Source organism: Rhodococcus sp. APC 3903 (genome assembly GCF_030407755.1).
GTDB lineage: Bacteria > Actinomycetota > Actinomycetes > Mycobacteriales > Mycobacteriaceae > Rhodococcus_F > Rhodococcus_F erythropolis.
On record NZ_JASDCV010000033.1, the window covers coordinates 1 to 18,603 of the forward strand.

Annotated in this window: 18 protein-coding genes; 5 read left to right on the top strand and 13 right to left on the bottom strand. The window is 60.6% G+C overall.

Annotation, left to right across the window (positions count from 1 at the left end; genetic code table 11):
- Positions 1–1,460 precede the first annotated feature (1,460 nt).
- On the top strand, positions 1,461–2,066 hold the full coding sequence (locus tag QMA15_RS29375; protein WP_020971567.1) for a recombinase family protein: 606 nt from the start codon (positions 1,461–1,463) through the stop codon (positions 2,064–2,066).
- 109 nt (positions 2,067–2,175) lie between these two features.
- Here QMA15_RS29375 and QMA15_RS29380 read toward each other — a convergent pair whose 3' ends face one another.
- From QMA15_RS29380 to QMA15_RS29435, 13 genes are all read right to left on the bottom strand, one after another.
- On the bottom strand, positions 2,176–2,865 hold the full coding sequence (locus QMA15_RS29380) for a TetR/AcrR family transcriptional regulator (RefSeq protein ID WP_290287925.1): 690 nt from the start codon (positions 2,863–2,865) through the stop codon (positions 2,176–2,178).
- Entirely contained in the window at positions 2,862–3,524 is a 663-nt protein-coding gene (locus tag QMA15_RS29385) for a TetR family transcriptional regulator (RefSeq protein ID WP_290287927.1), read from the bottom strand. The genes QMA15_RS29380 and QMA15_RS29385 overlap by 4 nt, the downstream gene beginning before the upstream one ends.
- A gap of 77 nt (positions 3,525–3,601) precedes the next feature.
- Entirely contained in the window at positions 3,602–4,696 is a 1,095-nt protein-coding gene (locus QMA15_RS29390) for a DUF2637 domain-containing protein (protein ID WP_290287928.1), read from the bottom strand.
- Between the two features lie 80 nt (positions 4,697–4,776).
- On the bottom strand, positions 4,777–5,145 hold the full coding sequence (locus QMA15_RS32875) for a hypothetical protein (protein ID WP_356702756.1): 369 nt from the start codon (positions 5,143–5,145) through the stop codon (positions 4,777–4,779).
- Positions 5,142–6,059 carry a ParA family protein gene (locus tag QMA15_RS29395; RefSeq protein ID WP_290287932.1) on the bottom strand — a complete coding sequence of 306 codons (918 nt, stop codon included), beginning with the start codon at positions 6,057–6,059 and terminating at the stop codon, positions 5,142–5,144. Before QMA15_RS29395 ends, QMA15_RS32875 begins: the two co-directional genes overlap by 4 nt.
- Before the next feature lie 684 nt (positions 6,060–6,743).
- Positions 6,744–7,331 (bottom strand): hypothetical protein, encoded by a 588-nt coding sequence (locus QMA15_RS29400; protein WP_290287934.1) that lies wholly within the window; start codon positions 7,329–7,331, stop codon positions 6,744–6,746.
- Positions 7,328–7,888, bottom strand: a complete 561-nt coding sequence (locus QMA15_RS29405; RefSeq protein WP_290287937.1) for a hypothetical protein — start codon at positions 7,886–7,888, stop codon at positions 7,328–7,330. The genes QMA15_RS29400 and QMA15_RS29405 overlap by 4 nt, the downstream gene beginning before the upstream one ends.
- A gap of 983 nt (positions 7,889–8,871) precedes the next feature.
- A complete protein-coding gene (locus QMA15_RS29410) occupies positions 8,872–9,066 on the bottom strand; it encodes a toxin-antitoxin system (protein WP_113684333.1) in 195 nt (64 codons plus the stop codon).
- 158 nt (positions 9,067–9,224) lie between these two features.
- Positions 9,225–10,277 (bottom strand): NAD(P)/FAD-dependent oxidoreductase, encoded by a 1,053-nt coding sequence (locus tag QMA15_RS29415; protein ID WP_290287944.1) that lies wholly within the window; start codon positions 10,275–10,277, stop codon positions 9,225–9,227.
- A complete protein-coding gene (locus QMA15_RS29420; protein WP_356702761.1) occupies positions 10,274–11,386 on the bottom strand; it encodes an MAB_1171c family putative transporter in 1,113 nt (370 codons plus the stop codon). The genes QMA15_RS29415 and QMA15_RS29420 overlap by 4 nt, the downstream gene beginning before the upstream one ends.
- Positions 11,383–11,922: a hypothetical protein gene (locus QMA15_RS29425; protein ID WP_290287949.1), complete on the bottom strand. Its 540-nt coding sequence runs from the start codon at positions 11,920–11,922 to the stop codon at positions 11,383–11,385. The genes QMA15_RS29420 and QMA15_RS29425 overlap by 4 nt, the downstream gene beginning before the upstream one ends.
- Before the next feature lie 21 nt (positions 11,923–11,943).
- Positions 11,944–12,384, bottom strand: a complete 441-nt coding sequence (locus QMA15_RS29430; RefSeq protein ID WP_290287950.1) for a helix-turn-helix domain-containing protein — start codon at positions 12,382–12,384, stop codon at positions 11,944–11,946.
- 171 nt (positions 12,385–12,555) lie between these two features.
- On the bottom strand, positions 12,556–13,002 hold the full coding sequence (locus QMA15_RS29435) for a helix-turn-helix transcriptional regulator (RefSeq protein WP_099698589.1): 447 nt from the start codon (positions 13,000–13,002) through the stop codon (positions 12,556–12,558).
- A 681-nt stretch (positions 13,003–13,683) separates the two neighbouring features.
- Here QMA15_RS29435 and QMA15_RS29440 point away from each other — a divergent pair.
- From QMA15_RS29440 to QMA15_RS29455, 4 genes are all read left to right on the top strand, one after another.
- The gene (locus QMA15_RS29440) at positions 13,684–14,895 is read left to right on the top strand and encodes an insoluble domain protein (protein ID WP_290287958.1); all 1,212 of its coding nucleotides are present in this window, start codon (positions 13,684–13,686) and stop codon (positions 14,893–14,895) included.
- A gap of 83 nt (positions 14,896–14,978) precedes the next feature.
- Entirely contained in the window at positions 14,979–16,055 is a 1,077-nt protein-coding gene (locus QMA15_RS29445; protein WP_290287960.1) for a hypothetical protein, read from the top strand.
- Positions 16,052–16,909: a hypothetical protein gene (locus QMA15_RS29450; protein WP_290287963.1), complete on the top strand. Its 858-nt coding sequence runs from the start codon at positions 16,052–16,054 to the stop codon at positions 16,907–16,909. Before QMA15_RS29445 ends, QMA15_RS29450 begins: the two co-directional genes overlap by 4 nt.
- A 26-nt stretch (positions 16,910–16,935) precedes the next feature.
- Complete coding sequence (locus QMA15_RS29455) at positions 16,936–18,549, top strand: cutinase family protein (protein ID WP_290287966.1); 1,614 nt, start codon at positions 16,936–16,938, stop codon at positions 18,547–18,549.
- Positions 18,550–18,603 lie beyond the last annotated feature (54 nt).

Here is an 18,603-nt window from a genome sequence, read left to right on the forward strand (position 1 = left end):
TGTGACCGATCTGCAAGGGTTGTTGCAGGTCAGGACTTCGGCTTTCGCTTCGGTCCGGCCAGAGTGGCGACCTGATGCCCGTCGCAGTCTGATCGTACTCGAGAGGTCGGACACGGTTCGGGTGTCGGCTGTCGCGGATCCGAACTTCCGTCGGCTAACCGACAGTCGACGATGAGGCCGGGCATGGATGATTGAGGAGGTCGTTGCCGTGCGGAGATGCAGGGGTGAAGATCCCACAATCTTGAAATAGCCCTGAACAGCGCTTTTACAAGCTGGGGTGACGGTGTGCTGCGCCACGGGATCGAGTTGACGCACGATTCTCGTGTTATGCGACGGAAAGTCCGACCGTCTGTTACAGTATCTCCTAGCAGACGACTAGGCCGTTCACCCTAGGGTGACGGCCTGTCTTTTGCGACACAACTGAAGAAAGGAGAGATCGATGATCGCAAAGCGCCAAGATAAGAACATCTGGCGTGAAATCGGGAAGTGCCTCGCAAGCGTCTTCGCCCGATTTGCGCTCGATCAGCTGTTTGATCAGCTGGTCTCTATTTAGTTTTACGTACGTTCCCCTCAGTCTTCCCGGACTGGGGGGTTCTTACGTTGTAGGACCTAGAGTATCAGACTGCTGATGTTATTTAAACTTATTCGTATCTCTTGTGCTGTTATTTGTACCGCTAGCCGATCGCGATTCCAAGTCTATGCGAGCCGTTCGCGACTGGAAAACAGCTGTACAAGTCGTTCCGTACGTCATTTGAGTGGTGAAAGATCGCTACGAAAGCTGTGTGCGAACCGTGTTCGTGTCTGTATTCAGCTGCGCAAGGCGTTGCGCAGTCTGTTTGGCGGCGAAAGATCGTTGTGGAGACTGTTTGAGACTGGTCCTGCGGTCTGCAATCAGTCGCATGAGTCGTTCGCGGTCCGTTTGCATCCATACGAAGGTTCGCTGCGGAAGATCGCTGTGCGTTCCCCAGTCCGTCAAACCCTACGAATGCTGTGCAATTGAGTCACTCCCGGGTGCGCCTGATTCGCATCTTGTCTGGTGTTGCTGCAGGAGGAAACGCGGATCCGAACCCATTTGACCGAATCTTGTGGGGGTCGCTGAGTATCTCGAAGCTCCATTCGGTGGCATCGCGCTTCGGCCGGCGCGAAGAACCGATGCCCTTCGGCGGGGTTTCGCCTGGTGAGTCTGGTCGCCTTGATCGTGGGCTGTTCGGTCGAGGTGTATGCGAGCTGCTGCCACAGACCGCGAACAGGCCGAAAATTGCGATTTGGGCGCTGATCGGCCTCCTGCGGCTTTGGGTGTGCGTTTTGACCCTCGTCATACCGGACGGTGAAGAACGGCCGTCTGGGCGCGACTGACGTGGCGAAATTTCGTACCAAAACGTCCAATTTGGGTGTCCGTTGGATCTGTCCGTTATGGCATAGGCTCTAGTGGACAATTCGTGTTCGGCAGTGGGGGTGGCGTGAAAATCGGGTATGCGCGGTGCAGTACGGTCCGGCAGGACACGGCGGTTCAGGTGGATCTTCTGGTGAAGGCCGGTGTGGATCGTGACATGGTCTACGTCGATCATGGTGTCAGTGGCCGGCAGGCTCGTCGGCCGGGTTTGGATAATGCGATCAACGCGGCTCGCGCCGGCGACGTGTTTTGTGTGACGAAGCTCGATCGGCTGTCTCGCTCGGCGAAGGATTTGCATGAGACGGTAGAGCGGATCGCGGAGAAGGGTGTGTCGCTGTCGATTGATGGTCAGGTGTATGACCCGGCTGATCCGATGGGGAAGATGTTCATTGGCATTCTTGCGTTGATGGCTGAGTTCGAGTCGGATCTGATTCGTTCGCGCACTCGTGATGCTGTTGCCGCCGCGACGGCTGCTGGGAAGATGAAAGGTAGGCCGCACAAGCTTTCGCCCGAGGAGCGTGCGTACCTACTGCAAATTTATGAGACGGGTCAGTTCAAGATCGAAACTCTGTGTAAGAACACGGGTTTGAAGCGTTCGTCGTTGTATACGAATATTCAGCTTGCGCGGATCGAGCGGGAAGCCAGCGACCGGACCCCTCGGGTCGAGAACTGAGCTCGAAGGTGGGATCCGGCCGCTAAGTCAATGGTGCAGATGTTGTCGGTCTAGTTGTCCCTCAGGCAATTTCGCGGCTTTTTGTTGAGGTCGGTACCCGTAGTTTGGGTCAGGCGGGTGTGAGTGCATTGCGCAGCTGTGCTGTTACCGCGTCTGCGATGCGGGTTGGGAGATCGATGTCTTCTCGCAGCGTTGCTGATGCGGTGACTGCTCCGATGGTGCCGGCGCATAGGTTCCATGCGAGTCGGTGTGTGGTGGGGGTGTCGGCGAGTTCTCCGTCGGTGATGAAGTTTTCGATGATGTCGCTGATGGCGTCGACCCAGTGTGCGAAGGCTGAGCCGTTGTCGATGGCGGGTTCGAGGGTGAGTTTCATTCCGGCGCGCAGGTTGGTGTTCTCGGCGATCTGGTGTGCGAGGGATGTGAAGATCGCTGTCAGCTTCTCCCCTGCCGTGGTGCTCGAACCGGTCGCCAGCGCTTTGCTGATGGATTCGTTGACGGTGCGCTTCCAGTCTGAGATGAGGTGTTCTGCGATCGCGTCTTTGGATGGGAAGTGGTAGTACATAGCGCCTTTGGCGAATTTGCCGGTGCGCGTGATGGTGTTCATGCTGGTCTGGCCGTATCCGTCGGTGTCGAAATGACGGGCTGCGACGGCGATGATCGCTTCTCGTGTTCGCACTGCGCGGGCCTGGGGCGCCGAGTTCTTGCTGCCGGGAGCGCGGCCGATGCGGGGGCTGGTTCTCATGGTGGCAGTGCTTTCCGGGCTTTCCGGGGTGAGTGCCGGTTCGTTGGGGCTGTTCACAGGGATGCTCCTTCGACCATGCGAGCGGCGGCCGGGTCGGTTCCGCGCCACATCAGCAGCAGATCATCGACTCGTCTGGTGATGGTGTGGTTCTCATCGAGACTAGCTGCAACCTGTACAGCGCCGACGAATCCGGCGCAGAGTGTGTCGGCGAGCCTGGACATACTTTCCGCGCAGTCGAGGGCGCCGCAGCGGATAGCATCGACGACGATCGGCGTGAGGGCTTCGGTCCACGCTTCGTAGGTAACACGGGCATCCTTGAGAGACCGATCGACGGACAGGACGACGCCGGCGCGGATGATCGGCTCATTTTGGGCGCGAAAGGCGAGTTCGCGATAGATCATCAGTATTTGCCGGTCGGCGGGTTGTCCTGTCGCCGCAGCTTTCTCGACTGTCTCGGACACTGCGTCGGACCATCGGCGGAGTATCTCGCTCGCGATGGATTCTTTCTTCGAGAAGTGAAAGTACATCGCGCCCTTGGTGACTGGGGAGAGCGTGACGATGTCGTCGGCGCTGGTACCCGCGAAACCCGTCCTGCTGAACAGGGTTGCGGACGCCTCAAGGATCCCCTCGCGGGTGATTTCTGCTCTCCGCTGCCGAGGTGGGCGGCCGGTCTGGCCGTGGCCGATGCCTTCGGAGCGGTCGTTATGATCGTTCATGGTCACAGGTCCAATCTGTGGTCATCGGCCCTGACGGTGTTAGCGCACTGTCGGGGCCACCCATTTATTGGTGTGGATCAAACGGTGGTGAGCTCGCTGCGCATCGGATTCTCGGCGGCGCGCAGGTCTGGTAGCGGCGGACTCTCGAATCCTGCTGCACGAGCCGCGGTATCGAACTTCTCGTACCGGCGCCATGCGGTCGACGTTGCGACAGGCGGCTTCGACTCCTGAGCGATCATCTCCCACGTGAGGTTCGGGTTCGTGAGCTTGCGGACTGCCGTGTCCTTCACGTTCGGCGCAAGATCCGCCCCGGCAATGAAGGCCATGAGATCGTCTATGCCGGCATCGGTGTCGGTCTGCGTTTCTTCGGCATTTCGGCCGCGACCGAATGCCGTAACGGTGCCTTGGGCATCAATGTCGTTGAGACCCTCATCCGTCATTTCGTCGACGAAAAACGGCTCCGCAAAGTCCGCAATAACGTCATGCTGGTGAGCCTGCGCATCCACCGATGAGGCGTCATCGTTTCGTCTCGCTTCCACAGGCTCTGCAACATCGCGGTCGATCTTGTTGAAGGCGTGAACGTCGCGGATCGGTTCCCCGCCGGCGGCGAGGTCAGGCATGACACTCTTTACATCCTCACTGTCGGTGGTCTTTTCGACGATCGCGCGGTAAGCGGCGTAGGCCATTCCGACTGCTTTCACCAGAATCGTGATTCCGTGCGTGAATGCCAAGACCAGGGCCGGAGGAATGATCGCAATAGCCGCTGCAATAGCCGGTGCGAGCGGAATGAAGCCGAGGTCTCCCCCGCCACCGATAAGCTCCCGTGCGGCGATCGCTGCATGATAGGCGTGGTACGCGTTTCCGAGGATGCTGATCACGACGACACTGACGGCGAGTGCGATGTAGAAGCCTCTGTCGCGCTTGTTCATGTTGAGCTTGCTGATGATGACGATGGCGATTGTGGCGCCGAGGATCGCGCTATCGACGATCGCCGGGAAAATCCAGGTCAGGTGTTCTGGGATCAGTGCTTGCCGCGCGAGGTCTCGTTGCACGGCGAAGGAAAGTACGAATGCGCCGGTGGTGATACCGAGTGCGATGACGATCGCGAGTGCGAGGGCTGCGAGCAATGCGCCTAGCTGAATACGGGCAGCCCGGAGGCTAAAGTCGGTCATGATCGGGTTTCTTCCTTCAAGTGGTTTCCCGGTCTGGAGCCTCGCCGGTTGCATCCGGCGGGGCTCCTTCGTTGTGTAGGTCAGTCGTCTGAGATGGGGCGCCCGCTGGGAAGTGCGCCGGTTTCTGCTTCGTATTGGTTGCCGCTGTTGTGCACGGTCTCCCGGCGTTCTGCCTCTGCCGCCAGCGCTTTCTCCACGAATTGCGACCAGGATTTGTCGTCCTCAAGGTGGCTTGTGTTTCGGTAAGCACCTCGGGCGCGACTGAATACCTCTTGGTCGACGTAAACCGTAATACGTTTGGGCTTAGGCTTTTCCACAACTGAAGGCGTGGGCTGTGGAAGCGGAGGGGCTTGTGCGGGGGTGCGGTTGGATCTCTGCATTCGAGACAAGTCACCAGTCACGTTTCGCGGAGGTAGCGCCGCGAGCTTTCGGTCGGGCCGCTCATTCATACCCGTGCTTCCTCTCTTTCCGCTGTTGCAACGCGGGTGACAACTTCTTGCGCGACTGCAAAGAGGTCGTCTGCAACGGATTTGGACGATTTCGGCGCGAGAGCCTGAGGCTCGGCGTTGCCTTTGATGACGTCGTACCATTTCGGACCGCTTCGGACGACTGCATCGAGTTCGGCTGCGAGCATGCCCCGCTCCCGTGTTGCTTGGGCGGTCGCCTCGGAGTGACGAACGGTGGCTGTAAAAACGACGTCGTCGTTGCCGAACGCCTCTGCGATCGCGGACCTTGCTTGTTTGAGCACGGTCTTCGCTGATGTACCGACGGCTACGAGAACGACGCCCAGTAGGTCCAGGTCGGGGTTGATTGCGGCGACGGCGTCGATACGGAGCGCAACGGCTGCCATTCCTTTTCGACTGGATGCATCGGATTTGACGGGCACGAATGCCCATTTTGCGGCGGCTAACGCTGCTGTCTGCAGGGTTTCGTCGCCGGGCGGGCAATCGATGAGGACCATGTCGTAGGTGGCCGCCATTGGAGCAAGGACCCGTGCAAGGGCAAGTTTTGCGCCATCTGGATCTTTGGACGCCATAGCGGCTAGTGCTGCTGTCGCCTGTTCGAGGTGCACTCCCCCGGGGAGGACGTCGAGATTTGCACGGACATCTTCGATGGGTTTTGCGTCGCCGCCGAAAGCGATTGCGCTGGCAAGCGATCTCCCCTGATCATCCCCGGTTTCACTGGTGTACCCGAGGTCTTCGGCGAGGTTTCCCTGAGGGTCGAGGTCGACGAGCAGGACCTTCTGACCGGAGGCGGCCAATTCTCCGCCGACGTTGGCTGTCAGGGTCGTCTTCAAGACGCCGCCCTTGCCGTTGATGACAGCGATCACCCTTTTACGTGTTTCGCGAAAGTCGGTCTGCATCGCTCTCCTTCGACAGCATTGGCGCGTTTGACGGTATTGCCAGCATTCCACGTGATAGCCACTAATGCAAGCAATATCAGTAATGCCAGCATTATTGGGAATCACTGGCATTCTCGGTCGCCAACCGCAACGTGACGCGACCAATGCCAGTAATACTGTTATTGCTGGCACAACTACGCAACTTCCCGAAAACCTCTGAGAACTGCGTGTTGCTAATAGCAGCATTAACGGCATTAGTGCAATCGAGAGCCAGAAATGGAGGGCGGAGCCCACTCAGGAAAGCCAGCCGAACCAGGAATACTGGCATTACTGTCATACCTGCCATTCAGCCCGTTGGACGCTCAACCGCACGCAACGCCATCACTGCTATTGGCAGTAATGCTGGTATTTTGCGCTCGGTTCGGCGCAATTTCCGATTCGGACCGCCGCAATCGCGCAAAATTGCAGGCCGCGAAGGCGAGCCGTGGCATCGCACGGTGGGTGCACGTCCAGCTCAGCCTTCAAAGTGGATAGGGGAGTGAAGGGGTTGTGGTTGGGCGCCGGTCTTGAGCCTCACCTTCGGATCACGCTGGCCAGTTTTTGCATGCGCTACAAGCCACGTCAGTCAGGCTTTGCGTCCTGCCCCACAGAGCACTCTCATTACTCCGGACGGCCGGCGTCAGATGCAAATGATCAATCCTCGGCTCATGCTTTCTTCGGTCGGAGTCGGATGTTGTTTCGTGCTGGGCCGAAGACTGTCACGCCGTGTTCAACCTCGGCCGGCGTCGAGCTGTGGTGAACGAGAGAAACACTGTCTGTTGCGTGCACTGCGGCTTGGTCGTAGGAGTGCACGGTCGCGTTGTCGTAGGCATAGGTGGTGGTGTCTTCTCCGACTTCGCCGAAGGAGTCGTCGACGAGGTTGCTTGTGGCGCGGTTGGTTGCGCGGACGCGTGTGGTGTCGAATGCGTCGGTATGGGCGTTCCCGTAGGCGAAAAGGGTCGTGTTTCCGAAGAGTTGGGATCGTGCGGCGTCAGTGGCCACGATTTGGGTGCTGCGCTTCGTTTCGGGTGTCAGTCGGGTGATCATGACCCGTGAGACGCCGACGATACGGATCGTGATGCCGTCGACGAGCTCGGCGTCGGTGAGTTCTAGAGGTTCGTCGTTGAGATGGTCGATGACGATCGTCTTTGCGCCGGTGCGCAACCGTTCGTGGATCTGGGGGACTGTCTGGCAGGGGGAGAGCGGCCGGCGCTTGATGGTCGGCTGCTTCGGGGACGGGCGTTTACCGTTCATCGCTTACCTCGATCCGACAGATGGGTGATCCACACGGGCGAGGTTTCATTCTCGCGCGCGGATGCCTGGGTCTTTCGGATGCGGGAGCTGTCGGCGGCTCGGCGGGCGACGAAACGGGCAGCTTGGCGGCCGGGGGAATCCTCGGACGCGGCTGATGCGTAGCGGTTGCGTTCCGCCTCGAACGCTGCTGCCTGGCGTTCACGCTCGGCTTTTTCCTGGTCAGCGGCTATCTGAGCGAGAACGTGTGGCGGGAAGGCGAGATCCTGCTGCTTCATGAGCCAACGGATGAACGCGATGGGGTGCTTCGGGTTTGGTGCCATCCGTGTGGCCTTGCTCCAGGTGTTGATCGCGTCGTTGAGATCCCCGGCCGTCCAACCGTGTACGGCTGGTTCGGTCAGTGCGGGTGCCCATCCTCGGGGGGTGTGCCGTCGCGCCCAGACCGGAGTTCGTGGGTTGCTGAGCCATTTGGATGCGAGTAACAGGCCTTTCCTGGTCGCTTCGGCCTTCTCGACCTCCGCCTTGGACTCCTTGCGCCGCGAAGCGGCTCGTTTATCCACAGATCGTTTTGTATTAAGAACCTCTCTACGAGAGGTGAAGCTTAGGAAGTGACCCCTGCGGGGGTGGGGTGCCATTTGTATGGATCCGGCGACCACAATGCGGGTTTTATCCACAGGCTTCCTTGGGTGCAATGCCCATACGGAGGCCCAGCCGCGTGCCTTGTCGTTGAATCTCCATGAGGCATATCGCTCGTCCTTGGTGCGGAGTCGGCCGCGGAGAACCTCTGTGGCCACGCGCAGCAGTTTGAGGGCTTGTCGAGCTCGCTGGACTGTGCGTTCGCCGCCCTTGATGCGTTCGGCGATGGTCTCTACGGTCATGCGTGAGTTGCGGCCGGTATCGAAATCGGCGGCTTCCGCCATAACGGTCGCCACGGCGAGCAAGGACTTGAGGCTGATTCCCCCGCCAGACGACCGGACTAGTGCCGGTCGAATCCGTGTGTATTCAGCGGTGAAGGCGCAACGCACGACGATCTCGACCCAATGTTGGGCGCCTCGCCATCGAGCGATGCCGCCGTATGTGCCGTCCTCTAGTTCGAGTGCGACCTTGCAATAACGTCGGCATGCAGCATCCCTGCCGAGCGTTTTGAGCAGCATCGGGGTCAGGGCATGGCATTGGTGCCCATACAGGTGCCCCTGCATTCTGCGCGGTGTCCGCGCTGTTCCGTACCGGCGCCGCGTAGGGCTGCTACCGCAATACGGGCGCTGTATGGGTGCGGGCGTGTGCTCCATCGCTGAGACACGCGAGTCAATTATTGAAACTTCATCAGAGCGCGATGTACCCTGAGACCTGTCACGCAAGACAGTCCCTTCGGGGATATAGCAGCACCGCTGAGAATCGAGCTGGTAACTCGAATCTCACACAACTTCGACGGACCCTCGGCCTACCCGCCGGGGGTTCTTCTATTTCTCAGCTGGTCAGCGGTGCCACAGAGGATGTGGCGGTCGGTGAATCAGACGTTGGTTGTGCCTGATCACGGGCGCTTTTAGGCAGAGAGTGGCAGCACCCCCTGGCGAAGTTCTTCGGCGAGTTCAGGCCGTCCGGCGTCCAAGCAAATGAGATCGGATATGTAGACGCTCACTGAGGAACAACCGCGTGCGGCAGCGAGCGCCTCGACGTCAACGCGGGCCGGGACGCGTGCTTTGTACTCACCGCGCTCGCCCTTGCTTCTGCGACCCATCGCAATCTTCCTTCCGCCAGACACTTCGTTTTCTGGGACAGTTACGATGGTGCAGCACTCGCGCCCCGCTGAGGGTTCGACACGCCGTAGACGTATCAACAAAATCTATCATCGTAGATTTTAGCTGCACGATCTGAGGATCGGCGGGCGAGCGTTCTCTATCTTCTGCGATTAGCCAAGGCGGCTGTGCGCACCTGCGCGGCTTCGTCCAGAGAGCCCTCCAGCGAGCTTCCATGTTCCAGACCAGCAGCGAGGGCGGTTGCTACAGCCAGCGCATCACCGATCGCCTCCGTGGCGCCGCTTCCAGATGCAGGGGAGGCTGCGTGTGCTGCGTCCCCGATAACCATCGTCCGCCCACTTCTCCAGCTAGGCATGTTGTCGTGGGCTGTCGCATTCGCTACGAACACTTCGTTCGTGCGCTCCAGCAGTGATGGCGTGAGTTCTGCGAAACCGAGTCTCTGAGTAAGAACGTCTGACCAGTTCTCGATGGACTGCCGCCCGCATTCGCTCTTCGGGAGTGGCTCCTCGGCGGCTAGCCTCGCGAACCAGAAGAGCCCTTGACCACCGTCACCGTTCAGATATCCCAAGGTGTCGTCGCCAAGGCCTCCGTCGAAGTTCTCCTTCAAAAAGGACAGAACGCCTGCTTCTTCGCTTGCGTCAGCGGTTGGAATGTGGGCGTAGATCACTGTCTGCCCCTGATAAGTAGCGTCAGGTCCGGTCAAGGGGTTGCTCGAGCGCACCGCCGAGCCGACACCGTCACAGCCGAAAACGAATTGAGCCTGAACATCTCGCCCCGCGGTGGACACTGTTGCGCGGTCCCCATTGGATACGACCGAGACAACGTCCACACCCGTTTCAATCTCGGCGCCGGCCTCGGTCGCTGATTGCGCCAGGTAGTCGATCAGGTCGGCTCTCCACAGGTGTCTGAACTCAGTGCCTAAATCCGAGACAGGCAGTGGTGCGCCGGATGACTTTCCTGATCCCGCTCGAACGATTTTCTTGACGGCTACGCCGACGTGACGAAGTTCTTCGCTGACTCCAATCGAGATCAGCTGGTCGATCGCCTGTCCCGAGATTGTCAGGTACGCCCCTCCCTGCGAACTCAGGTCGGTCCGTCTCTCCAAGACAAGCACTTCGATATTTCTCTGTCTGAGTGCTGTGGCCAGAGTTAGTCCCGCGATTCCGGCACCTACGATTACTATCTGGTTCATGCTTTTCCTTCGGCTGCGGAATAGAGCAGGGAGAATTCGACAATGGATTTCACATCTTCATCGAAGGAATCACCATCCGGGGCAACAATCAGGTGAACCGGGACGATGATCTCTAACTCGTCAGGGCTTTCCAGAAGTTTACGAATTTCTCTAGCGTTCGCGGCTGCGCCGACTGCGGCGTAGTCCTCGGGAACGATACTAGAACTCAGACGGATCAATCCGTCCCTGATCTCTATGAACATTCTATAGTGACGAATCATCAAAGAAGTTCGTCTTGGAAGTATCGACGCCAGGGGGCCTGAACGCTTTTTCAACTCATGCCTAGGGAACTTTTGGGACAAGTCGTCCCAGAGGGCGGTCATCGCCGAAATATCCTTTTTGTATTTTCTTCGTAACGCCAACTGAGCCTTGCGCTGTGATATCGCAGGAATGCAGATACCCAGGATAAATAGCAGTATCCCCAGCGACATCCCGGCACGACCGAGCACCCTCAAACTGTGCGGCATGTATCCGTCTTTGGCCAGGTAAACAAGTTGCAGCGTCAGAATAAGTTCGGCTGCTACGAGGACAAATGATCCAATCGACAGCACTTTCAGGCCCCGCGATAGCGCCCCTTTGGATATCTTGGCTGCGCGGAACGAGAGCATCGAAATAACGAGGAACCCGATTGGAAAGAAGATCTTGGAGGAGAAATAGAATCCGACGACGCCGGGGGAGTCGAATTCGAATACTTCCGTCCCTGCTGGCACTACCCATGTGAAGTACAGGCCACCGAGGACGGATACCAGAAAGGTCGTTACGGCTACAGCTGCATAGGCATGCCGCGCCTTTGGATTCCCCCAATAGTAAATGAAGTACAGAGCAGTGCTGAGGATAGCGAGCATGAGGAACATCGACTGCAACCAGGCGAACAGATAGGTGTGCAGTCCGCCATTTATCACATCAACTTTAGACGCGATCTCCAGAAGAGCCGAAATTCCGAGCAGTACGATTGCCCATACGACCATCCATTCAGACGACTTACTAGGCCGTCGCCACAATGCCCATGCACGCCATAGAGCCACCCCGAAAATGACCAACGTACGTGCGATTATGAGAAACCAGATCATATCGACTGAATCCTGTCCTGCAATGCCGCCGCCAGGTGACGCCCCCGTGCACTGCTCTGTGCAACTGGAGCTATCGCGTATGCGAGGTTTGCCCAGCTCATGACGAGGGACGCTACGACTTCTGCATCATGCTCGATGACGTTGGTGTAGTCCCCTCTCCGATGTGCGTCGAAGAGTTCCGCGTCGGGGTTCTCCATCAGAGAGCCACAGACCAGGTGACCCAGCTCGTGTGCGACGTTGTGTACCTGATGCACGAGGGTCGCGGCTTGTTCGAAATAGATCACGATTCCCTGGTCATCGAGGAGCGTGGCCGCAAACGGTCCACGCGGCGACAGCGAACGAGCCTCAAGGTCAATAGGGGATCCGATGAGCTCTGAAATTCCCGAAAGAAGCAGTGGCGCTTGCTTATAGGGGTCGACAGCTTGGACGTCGAGGCCACGCAGGAATTTTCGCGTGCGGTGCACAAGGCGGAGGTGCCGGAACGCTGCGTCCTCCGGTGGCACTTCGATGAGCGCGGGGTATGCAACTGGCTTCATAGGGCCAGCGTAATTTGCTAGCTACTCTTCCGGCAGGTCAGGTGGATCGAGCGGTAGACCACGCCGCTTACGAAAGGAGCGGATCAGGTCGTTGACGACCTCAAGATCGCCGCTGTCCAACCCCGCCAGCCGGAAGGCGACAGCATGGACATTCGTATCCGCCCGCAGTCGCGCGTAGTCGAGTTCGGCCTTGGTTCGTGTGGCAGTTTCCTCGTCGAGGAAATAGCGGACATCCACTCCGAAGGCTGCGGCTATACCTGCTGCCGTCTTCAAACTAGGGGACTTCGCCCGACCTGTTCGAAGGTGGGATAGGTAGGTCTCACTGATGGGGTATCCCATCTCGGTAGAGCGGCGGGCCAGTTGCCCCAAGGTGTAACGCTTGCCGTCTGCATTTGGCACACCGGCGAAGAGCTGCTCGAGCCGCTCAGCGAACACGCTGGAATCTTCAGCAGGCTGCTCCATTGCGCACCGACTCCTCACCGTTTTTCGGGATCACGACATTTCGAGCACACACCTGTCGGGTTCCAGTGCTATCGTACTGCCGAACCATACGATAGTTATCGAAACGATGAGAACTTGCGTTACCAAGACGCCACATCCCCACAAGGACCGAGCATGGACCCGCAGACGAAATCATGGACTCTCCCCGATTCCGCGGTTGCGCGCCTTGTCGTAGCCAGCCCTCACGGCCTCAGCGTCCACCCCAAGTGCTTCAGCCAGAACAGCAGCACGCTCGTCGGTCAGACGCACTTCCGCCCGCTCCAGCGCCCCGATCGCTGTCGTACTGATGTTGGTGACGCGCCCGAGCTGCGGCTGAGTGAGGCCTGCAAGTATCCGGAGATCAGCGAGACTGCGAACGCCGTCCGGCACATCGACAAGGTCCGTAATTTCACATTTCAGCGCCTTTGCAACTTGCACGAGCGTGTCGATCCCAGGAGTTCGGCGCCCCTTCTCCCAGTCCGCGATAGCAGTCACGCTGACATCGGCGAATCGCGCAAGGTCCGGTCGGGACATTCCCAGCGATTCCCTGCGCTTCTTGAGAGCGTCAGGGACGAAGTTACGCAGGATTCGCCTGCTCACGCTTTGCCTTCGTCCACGGTTGTTCATTCTTCCAACCTAGTAACCGGAAGTCACAACGCGCGGAGTTTCATAGCGGGCACCATGCGCCCATTGGCTGCGCGGGTATAACGCGCTATGCTGGGGAATGAAAAAACATGTGATTCATGTGGTTACTGAACGAAGTAGCTGACAAAGAAAACCCCAGGGCGTGACTCTGATTGGCGTCCGAACACTCCCCGGGGTCCCACTGCGGCATCACCCAGCTGGATGACTTCACAGGTCTTCGAGTCTAGGTGGCGTCGTTGAATACGCAACCATCCGGAGGCAACCATGGAAAAGATCTCCAGCCTTTCCATTGAATCTGATCCCCGCGGTTTAATTCCCGCCGGCATTTCCGATCGTCCGACCTCGGCTGAATACTTCGTCGTTGCCTCATATCGCGTTATCGAACCTGTGTCGTGCGCAGGCCGGGCCATCGGTCACACATGTGTACCCGCCCTCGTGGTCGGCGCACGACTCTGCCCGGTCGGACATTCATTGATTCCTGCGGGCTCCCTTGTTATGGCGCATTTTTCACGCTCCGTCGAACTTCCCGGCGCTGTTGCGTCGGGATCGAAGGCCGCGTAACTCTCGCATTTTCTGCGGCCAAGCACGTCCAATGTTCCGTTAGTTGTTGAACCACAACACGTTTGAAGGGATGTCATGAAGCAGTTCAAGAAACCACGGTCCGGTGGTCGTCATCGGTCACCGTCGACGGGTGCGGTCGCAGCCGTGACGTTGGCGGCGATGGTCGGAGCCGCCTTCGTCAATGCCGGAGTTGCGATCGCAGCGCCGACCCAGCCGGGCATTACCGCTCCGTCGCAGCCGGGCATTACGACGCCTCCGCCTGCGTCGGAGCAGCCGGGTATTACTACTGCCCCTGAGGTTCCTGCGCCGACGTCCGATCGTTCGTACTGGACTCCGCCTCCGGCTGAGTACGACAACATTCAGTGGAAGCCTTCGCCGTCGACGCAGCAGTCGTCCCCGAACAATGCAGGCGATAGCAGCGGGAATTACGTTGCGCCGGCGTATTACGGTGACCCGATCAAAGTGGGGACACTCCATCTCCCGACCGAAGTCGAGATCATCGCTCCGATCGAAGCGCCGCCCCAGATGTTGCAGCTGGGTGATTATGTCGGGCCGAAGCCCAATTGGATGTCCGACGAGTATCTCGAACGCACCAATAACACTGCATCTGTCGGTGTTTCACAGTTCGCGACATTCTGGTCCAGTGTCGGCGTCGACGTCGATCGTTCACAGCGTGTCTCGGCTGCAACCTTCGGCGGAGCCGCAGCAGGTGCCTTGGCTGCCGGAACCGCAGGGTTCACAGTGGGTGCATTGGGTGGCGGCACAGTGGGCGGTTTGATCGGGGCCGGTATGGGCGGTCTGGTTCCGCTTCCGCCGCCACTGCCGGAAGCGACGACAGGCGTTGTCGGCACGGCGATCGGTGCCGGTGCAGGTGGCTTGCTTCTCGGGATTCCCAGTGCCGTGGGCGGCGCTGTGGTGGGCGGTCTGACGGCGGGAGCAATCGGGGCCGGTGACACCGATGCCGAGCCTCGCCACATCGACGTGCCGAATCTTCCTGAGCCGGACGCACCTGCGATCACCTCGCAGACCAGTGATGCGCTGGCGGCGCAGGCCCCGCAGGTCGCGCAGGTTGTCACCGATGCTGTGGCGTCCGTTCCGCAGATCACGGAGAACGTCAACGCGCAGCTCACTACTGCACGTGAAGGTGTCCTCGCTCAGCCCGGTGGCGATCAGGTCATCGCCGCACTCGACAACGCGGCCGTCGAAGCGAATTACGCCTTCGGACCTACCGCCGATCTGATCGGCCAGGCCCTCGGCGCTGCTGCCGCCGGAGTGAATCCCGCGTAATCACTACCGCCGCCGGGGTCGGGGCTTCGGCCCCGGCGGTGTTAGTCGAAGTTCTTTTTCTTTGCACGAGAGGAAATATCGACATGTCAGGTCAGAACTGGTTTCCACCGTTGGACCCGACCGAGTTCGCCGACGAAGTGGACACGGGAGAGCAAACCCCAGACACCGACGTACATTTCGAGCCCGAGTCCGAAAACCCCGATGAGGAATCAGAACCCGACTCCCTACCAGGCCATGCCGAAACTGTTGAGAGCGAACCGGTTTCCACCGGCAACGCTCCTGCGGCAGACGAGACCGTTGTCGCTGCGGTGAGCCGGCCCACCCAACACCTCACTCCCACATTCGAACTCGCAGATGAGGACGAGACCGGACCGGCGACCGATCCGATGGCAGGTGAGCCCGTCGGTGTTGTCCGCACGCTCCCGGTCGTCACTCTCGCTGTCAGTGACCTGAATACACAACCGGATTGGGCATCGGAATGGGAGCTGCCGGCCACCGATCCGGAACCGACACCGACCACCCCGGATGCGGGGGAGCGGATCGGTATCCCCGAACCTCTCCCTGGATCCGACCGGGCGCGTGGGCGGAGCCGCCGCACGAAAGCCGCTGTCGGGGGAGCCGCTGCGGCCGTGCTGGCTGTCCTCGTCGGCGGTACCGCAATCGCGCTGGCCTCCGGTTCCGACGAACCGGACGCTCCAGCCTCCCTCGAAGTACCTGGAACCACTACGGCCCCGCCAGCGGCGGGGACGTCTGTCGCCGGGGCGCAGGCCGCGTCGTCCTGGTGCCCGAGCAGCGTCAAGGGTGACGTCATCAGCGGGAATGGCCCTGGCGGTACCGGATCTGGCCCTGATGCGATCCTCGGATTTCAGCACGCCTTCTACGTCGATCGCAATGCGGACAAAGCGCGAGGCTTCGCCACTCCGGAAGCTGCGGCCACCCAACTGGCGACCTTGCAAGCCGGCATCGACGACGGCGTCCCGGTCGGCACCGAGCATTGCGTTCTGATCCGCCCGTCCGGTCAGCCGGGTGTCTTCGCCGTAGAGATGGTCCAAAAAGCCGCGGACGGCGCGATCGTGCGATACGCGCAAACCATCAGCACGACCGTGCGTGACGGAAAGACGCTGATTGCGGCCATCAACGAGAGCGTAGGCACGCCGTGACGTGGGCAGGGGACTGGCTGGGCGGCGAGCCGACAGAAGACAACGAATCCGATGAGAAGCCGTCGGCACCGGTCGACGACACCGCACCGCCGCTCGTGCCCGGGTCCGAGGCAGAAGCCCCGGTCGATGAAGTGCCCGAGCCAGAAGGTGCACTGATTCCGCTGGCACCGCCTTCTGCTGTGCTGATCGCCGGGGTTGCCGGTGGAGTCGGAGCCACCACGACAGCGGTCGGCCTGGCGAGTGCATTGCACACCGAACTCGTCACTGCTGCCGCCGTGGATACGACCCCCGCCGGCGGTGACCTGTCCGAGCGTGGCTGCGGGCGCGAGCTGAACCCCGGCCAATGGGTCTCCGAGCACGGGGTGCTGTGGGGTCGCCGCACGCTCGGGGAACTGAGCGGCGACGCTGCGGCACTCGAGTCCGTTCACTCACTCCTGACCGCGTCCGGTCATTTTCCGATCTACGACGCCGGAAACCCCTTGCGTGCACAGCATCTCGCTCCGCTCCTGGCCGATGCGTCGGTCGTGATCGTCCTGGTGGTGTCCAGTCGCGGCGACTCCGTGAACCGTCTTCCCACCGTCCTGGAATGGATCGAGAGCACCCTCGGCGCACACACGTTGGCATCGGTCGTCGTGGCCGTCGTCGAGGTCCGTCCCGGTTCGACGCCGGTGGCCGATCACCTCAGTGCCCATATGGCGGGCCGGATCGGAGCGGTGCGCCTGATCGGTCACGACCGGTCGTTGGCCGCAGGAGGACCGATCGTGACCTCGGCGATGGGCAGCGGTGTCGAGCAGGACTTCACCGCTCTCGCCGCCGACGTACGAAACCTCGGTGCAGCCGCGCCGACGCAGTGAACAAACACATCCGAAGGGAAATCCGCATGAGATATGCGAGAGGGATCACCACAGCGGTGACGGCCACGGTCGTCCTCGCACTGGCAGGAACCAGTCTGGCGAACGCCACACCCACCTCAGGCGACTCCGCACCGATGCCCTGCACCGCTTTGGGAGTCTTCGGTGTTCAGGGGACCAACCAGTCCGCGCCGAATGCCGACCCCACCATCGACAGCGGCTTCCTCGGCATGTCGGTGATGGTGCCCTTGCTCCAGTCCGCTGCCGGTGAGGTCTCACGGATGCTCGTCCCGTACGCCGCCGACTTCGGTTGGCGGGGAGCGACGTACGAGCAGTCGATGACCGAGGGGGTCGACAAGACCAGCCAAGCGATCTCCGATTACGCCGATCGGTGCCCCTCGTCGATGATCGCGGTGACCGGATATTCGCAAGGCGCGCAGATAGCGGACACCGTCATCCGCAATATCGGCAGCGGCAAAGGCCCGATCACAGCGGACAAACTCGCCGCCGGTGCATTGTTCTCGTCCCCGAATCGCCCGCAAGGTGCCAGTACCTTCCCCGGCGGCTCGTCCGGGCAGAGTTCACCGACACCGCCCAAGGGCGTTGCCACCTCTGCCTTGTCGGATCTGACGGTGACCACCCCGACCCCTGCTGACGGCGGCGGCATAGCCCCGAACTACGCCGCCTCGTCCGGGTACGGCTCTGTTGCCGGCCGTGTCGCTTCGTTCTGCACCGACGGCGACCTCGCATGCGCGACACCACAAGATGCGACGCTGGCCCGCACGGTCACCAATATCGCTGGGCAGCTGCACCTCGAGCAGCAGGATCCGCAGAAAACTCTGGTCGACCTCGCGGGCGCATTGGGTGGGGCGACAATTCGTACCGCCGCCGACGTCGTCAACGACGACATCAACTTCTCGGGCGGCCGGTTCACCGTGCAGTCGTCCGGAAAGACCATCCTCGGGCGCCTGTCCACGAATTCCGATCCGCGCTCCGCCACTCCGGACGCGGACGCCGATGTCATCCGGGCAGTCATCAAAACCGGTGTCATGGGATTGCAAGCGGGCATCGCGGTCGCGAAGAAAGTCCTCACACTGGACACGATCGGCACCCTCGCCACCGTCGGCATGGCCAATCCCCCTGCTGCACTGGGCATCTTGGCAGCGAAAGTCGGGGACGCGGCAATGAGTTTGTTCCCGCCGTCCACCGGCACCCAAATCCAGAAGTACATCTACAACGAAGTCCAGCGCGGCATTTCCGACAACAAGGACCTGCTGAAGATGGCAACGCAGGTCAAGTACTGGGACACGGCCCGCAACCACGGCACCTACGACTCGATTCCCGTGGGAGGACAGGGACAGACCCCGGCGAAGTTCACCGTCGAGTGGTTCTCCACCCTCGCGAAAGAACTCTCGTCCGGATCCACGTCGGCCGGGGCGAGCACCACGAAAACAGCCTCGCCGACGACTCGTCCGAGCGGGACGCCCTCTGCGGCCCCCTCGTCGTCGACGCCGCTGACCAGCTCGGTGTTCGCCACGACCTCGGCGGTTTCTCCCGAAATCGTCGGGCCGGGCGGCGCGTTCGCGCCTGCCCAGATCCCGACTCCCACCCAGGCGCCTGCCGCCGCACCGCCCGCGCAGTGATCGGTCGGCGGCGCACGGAACTCCTCTGCTGCGCCGCCGCCCAGCAAACCCCGG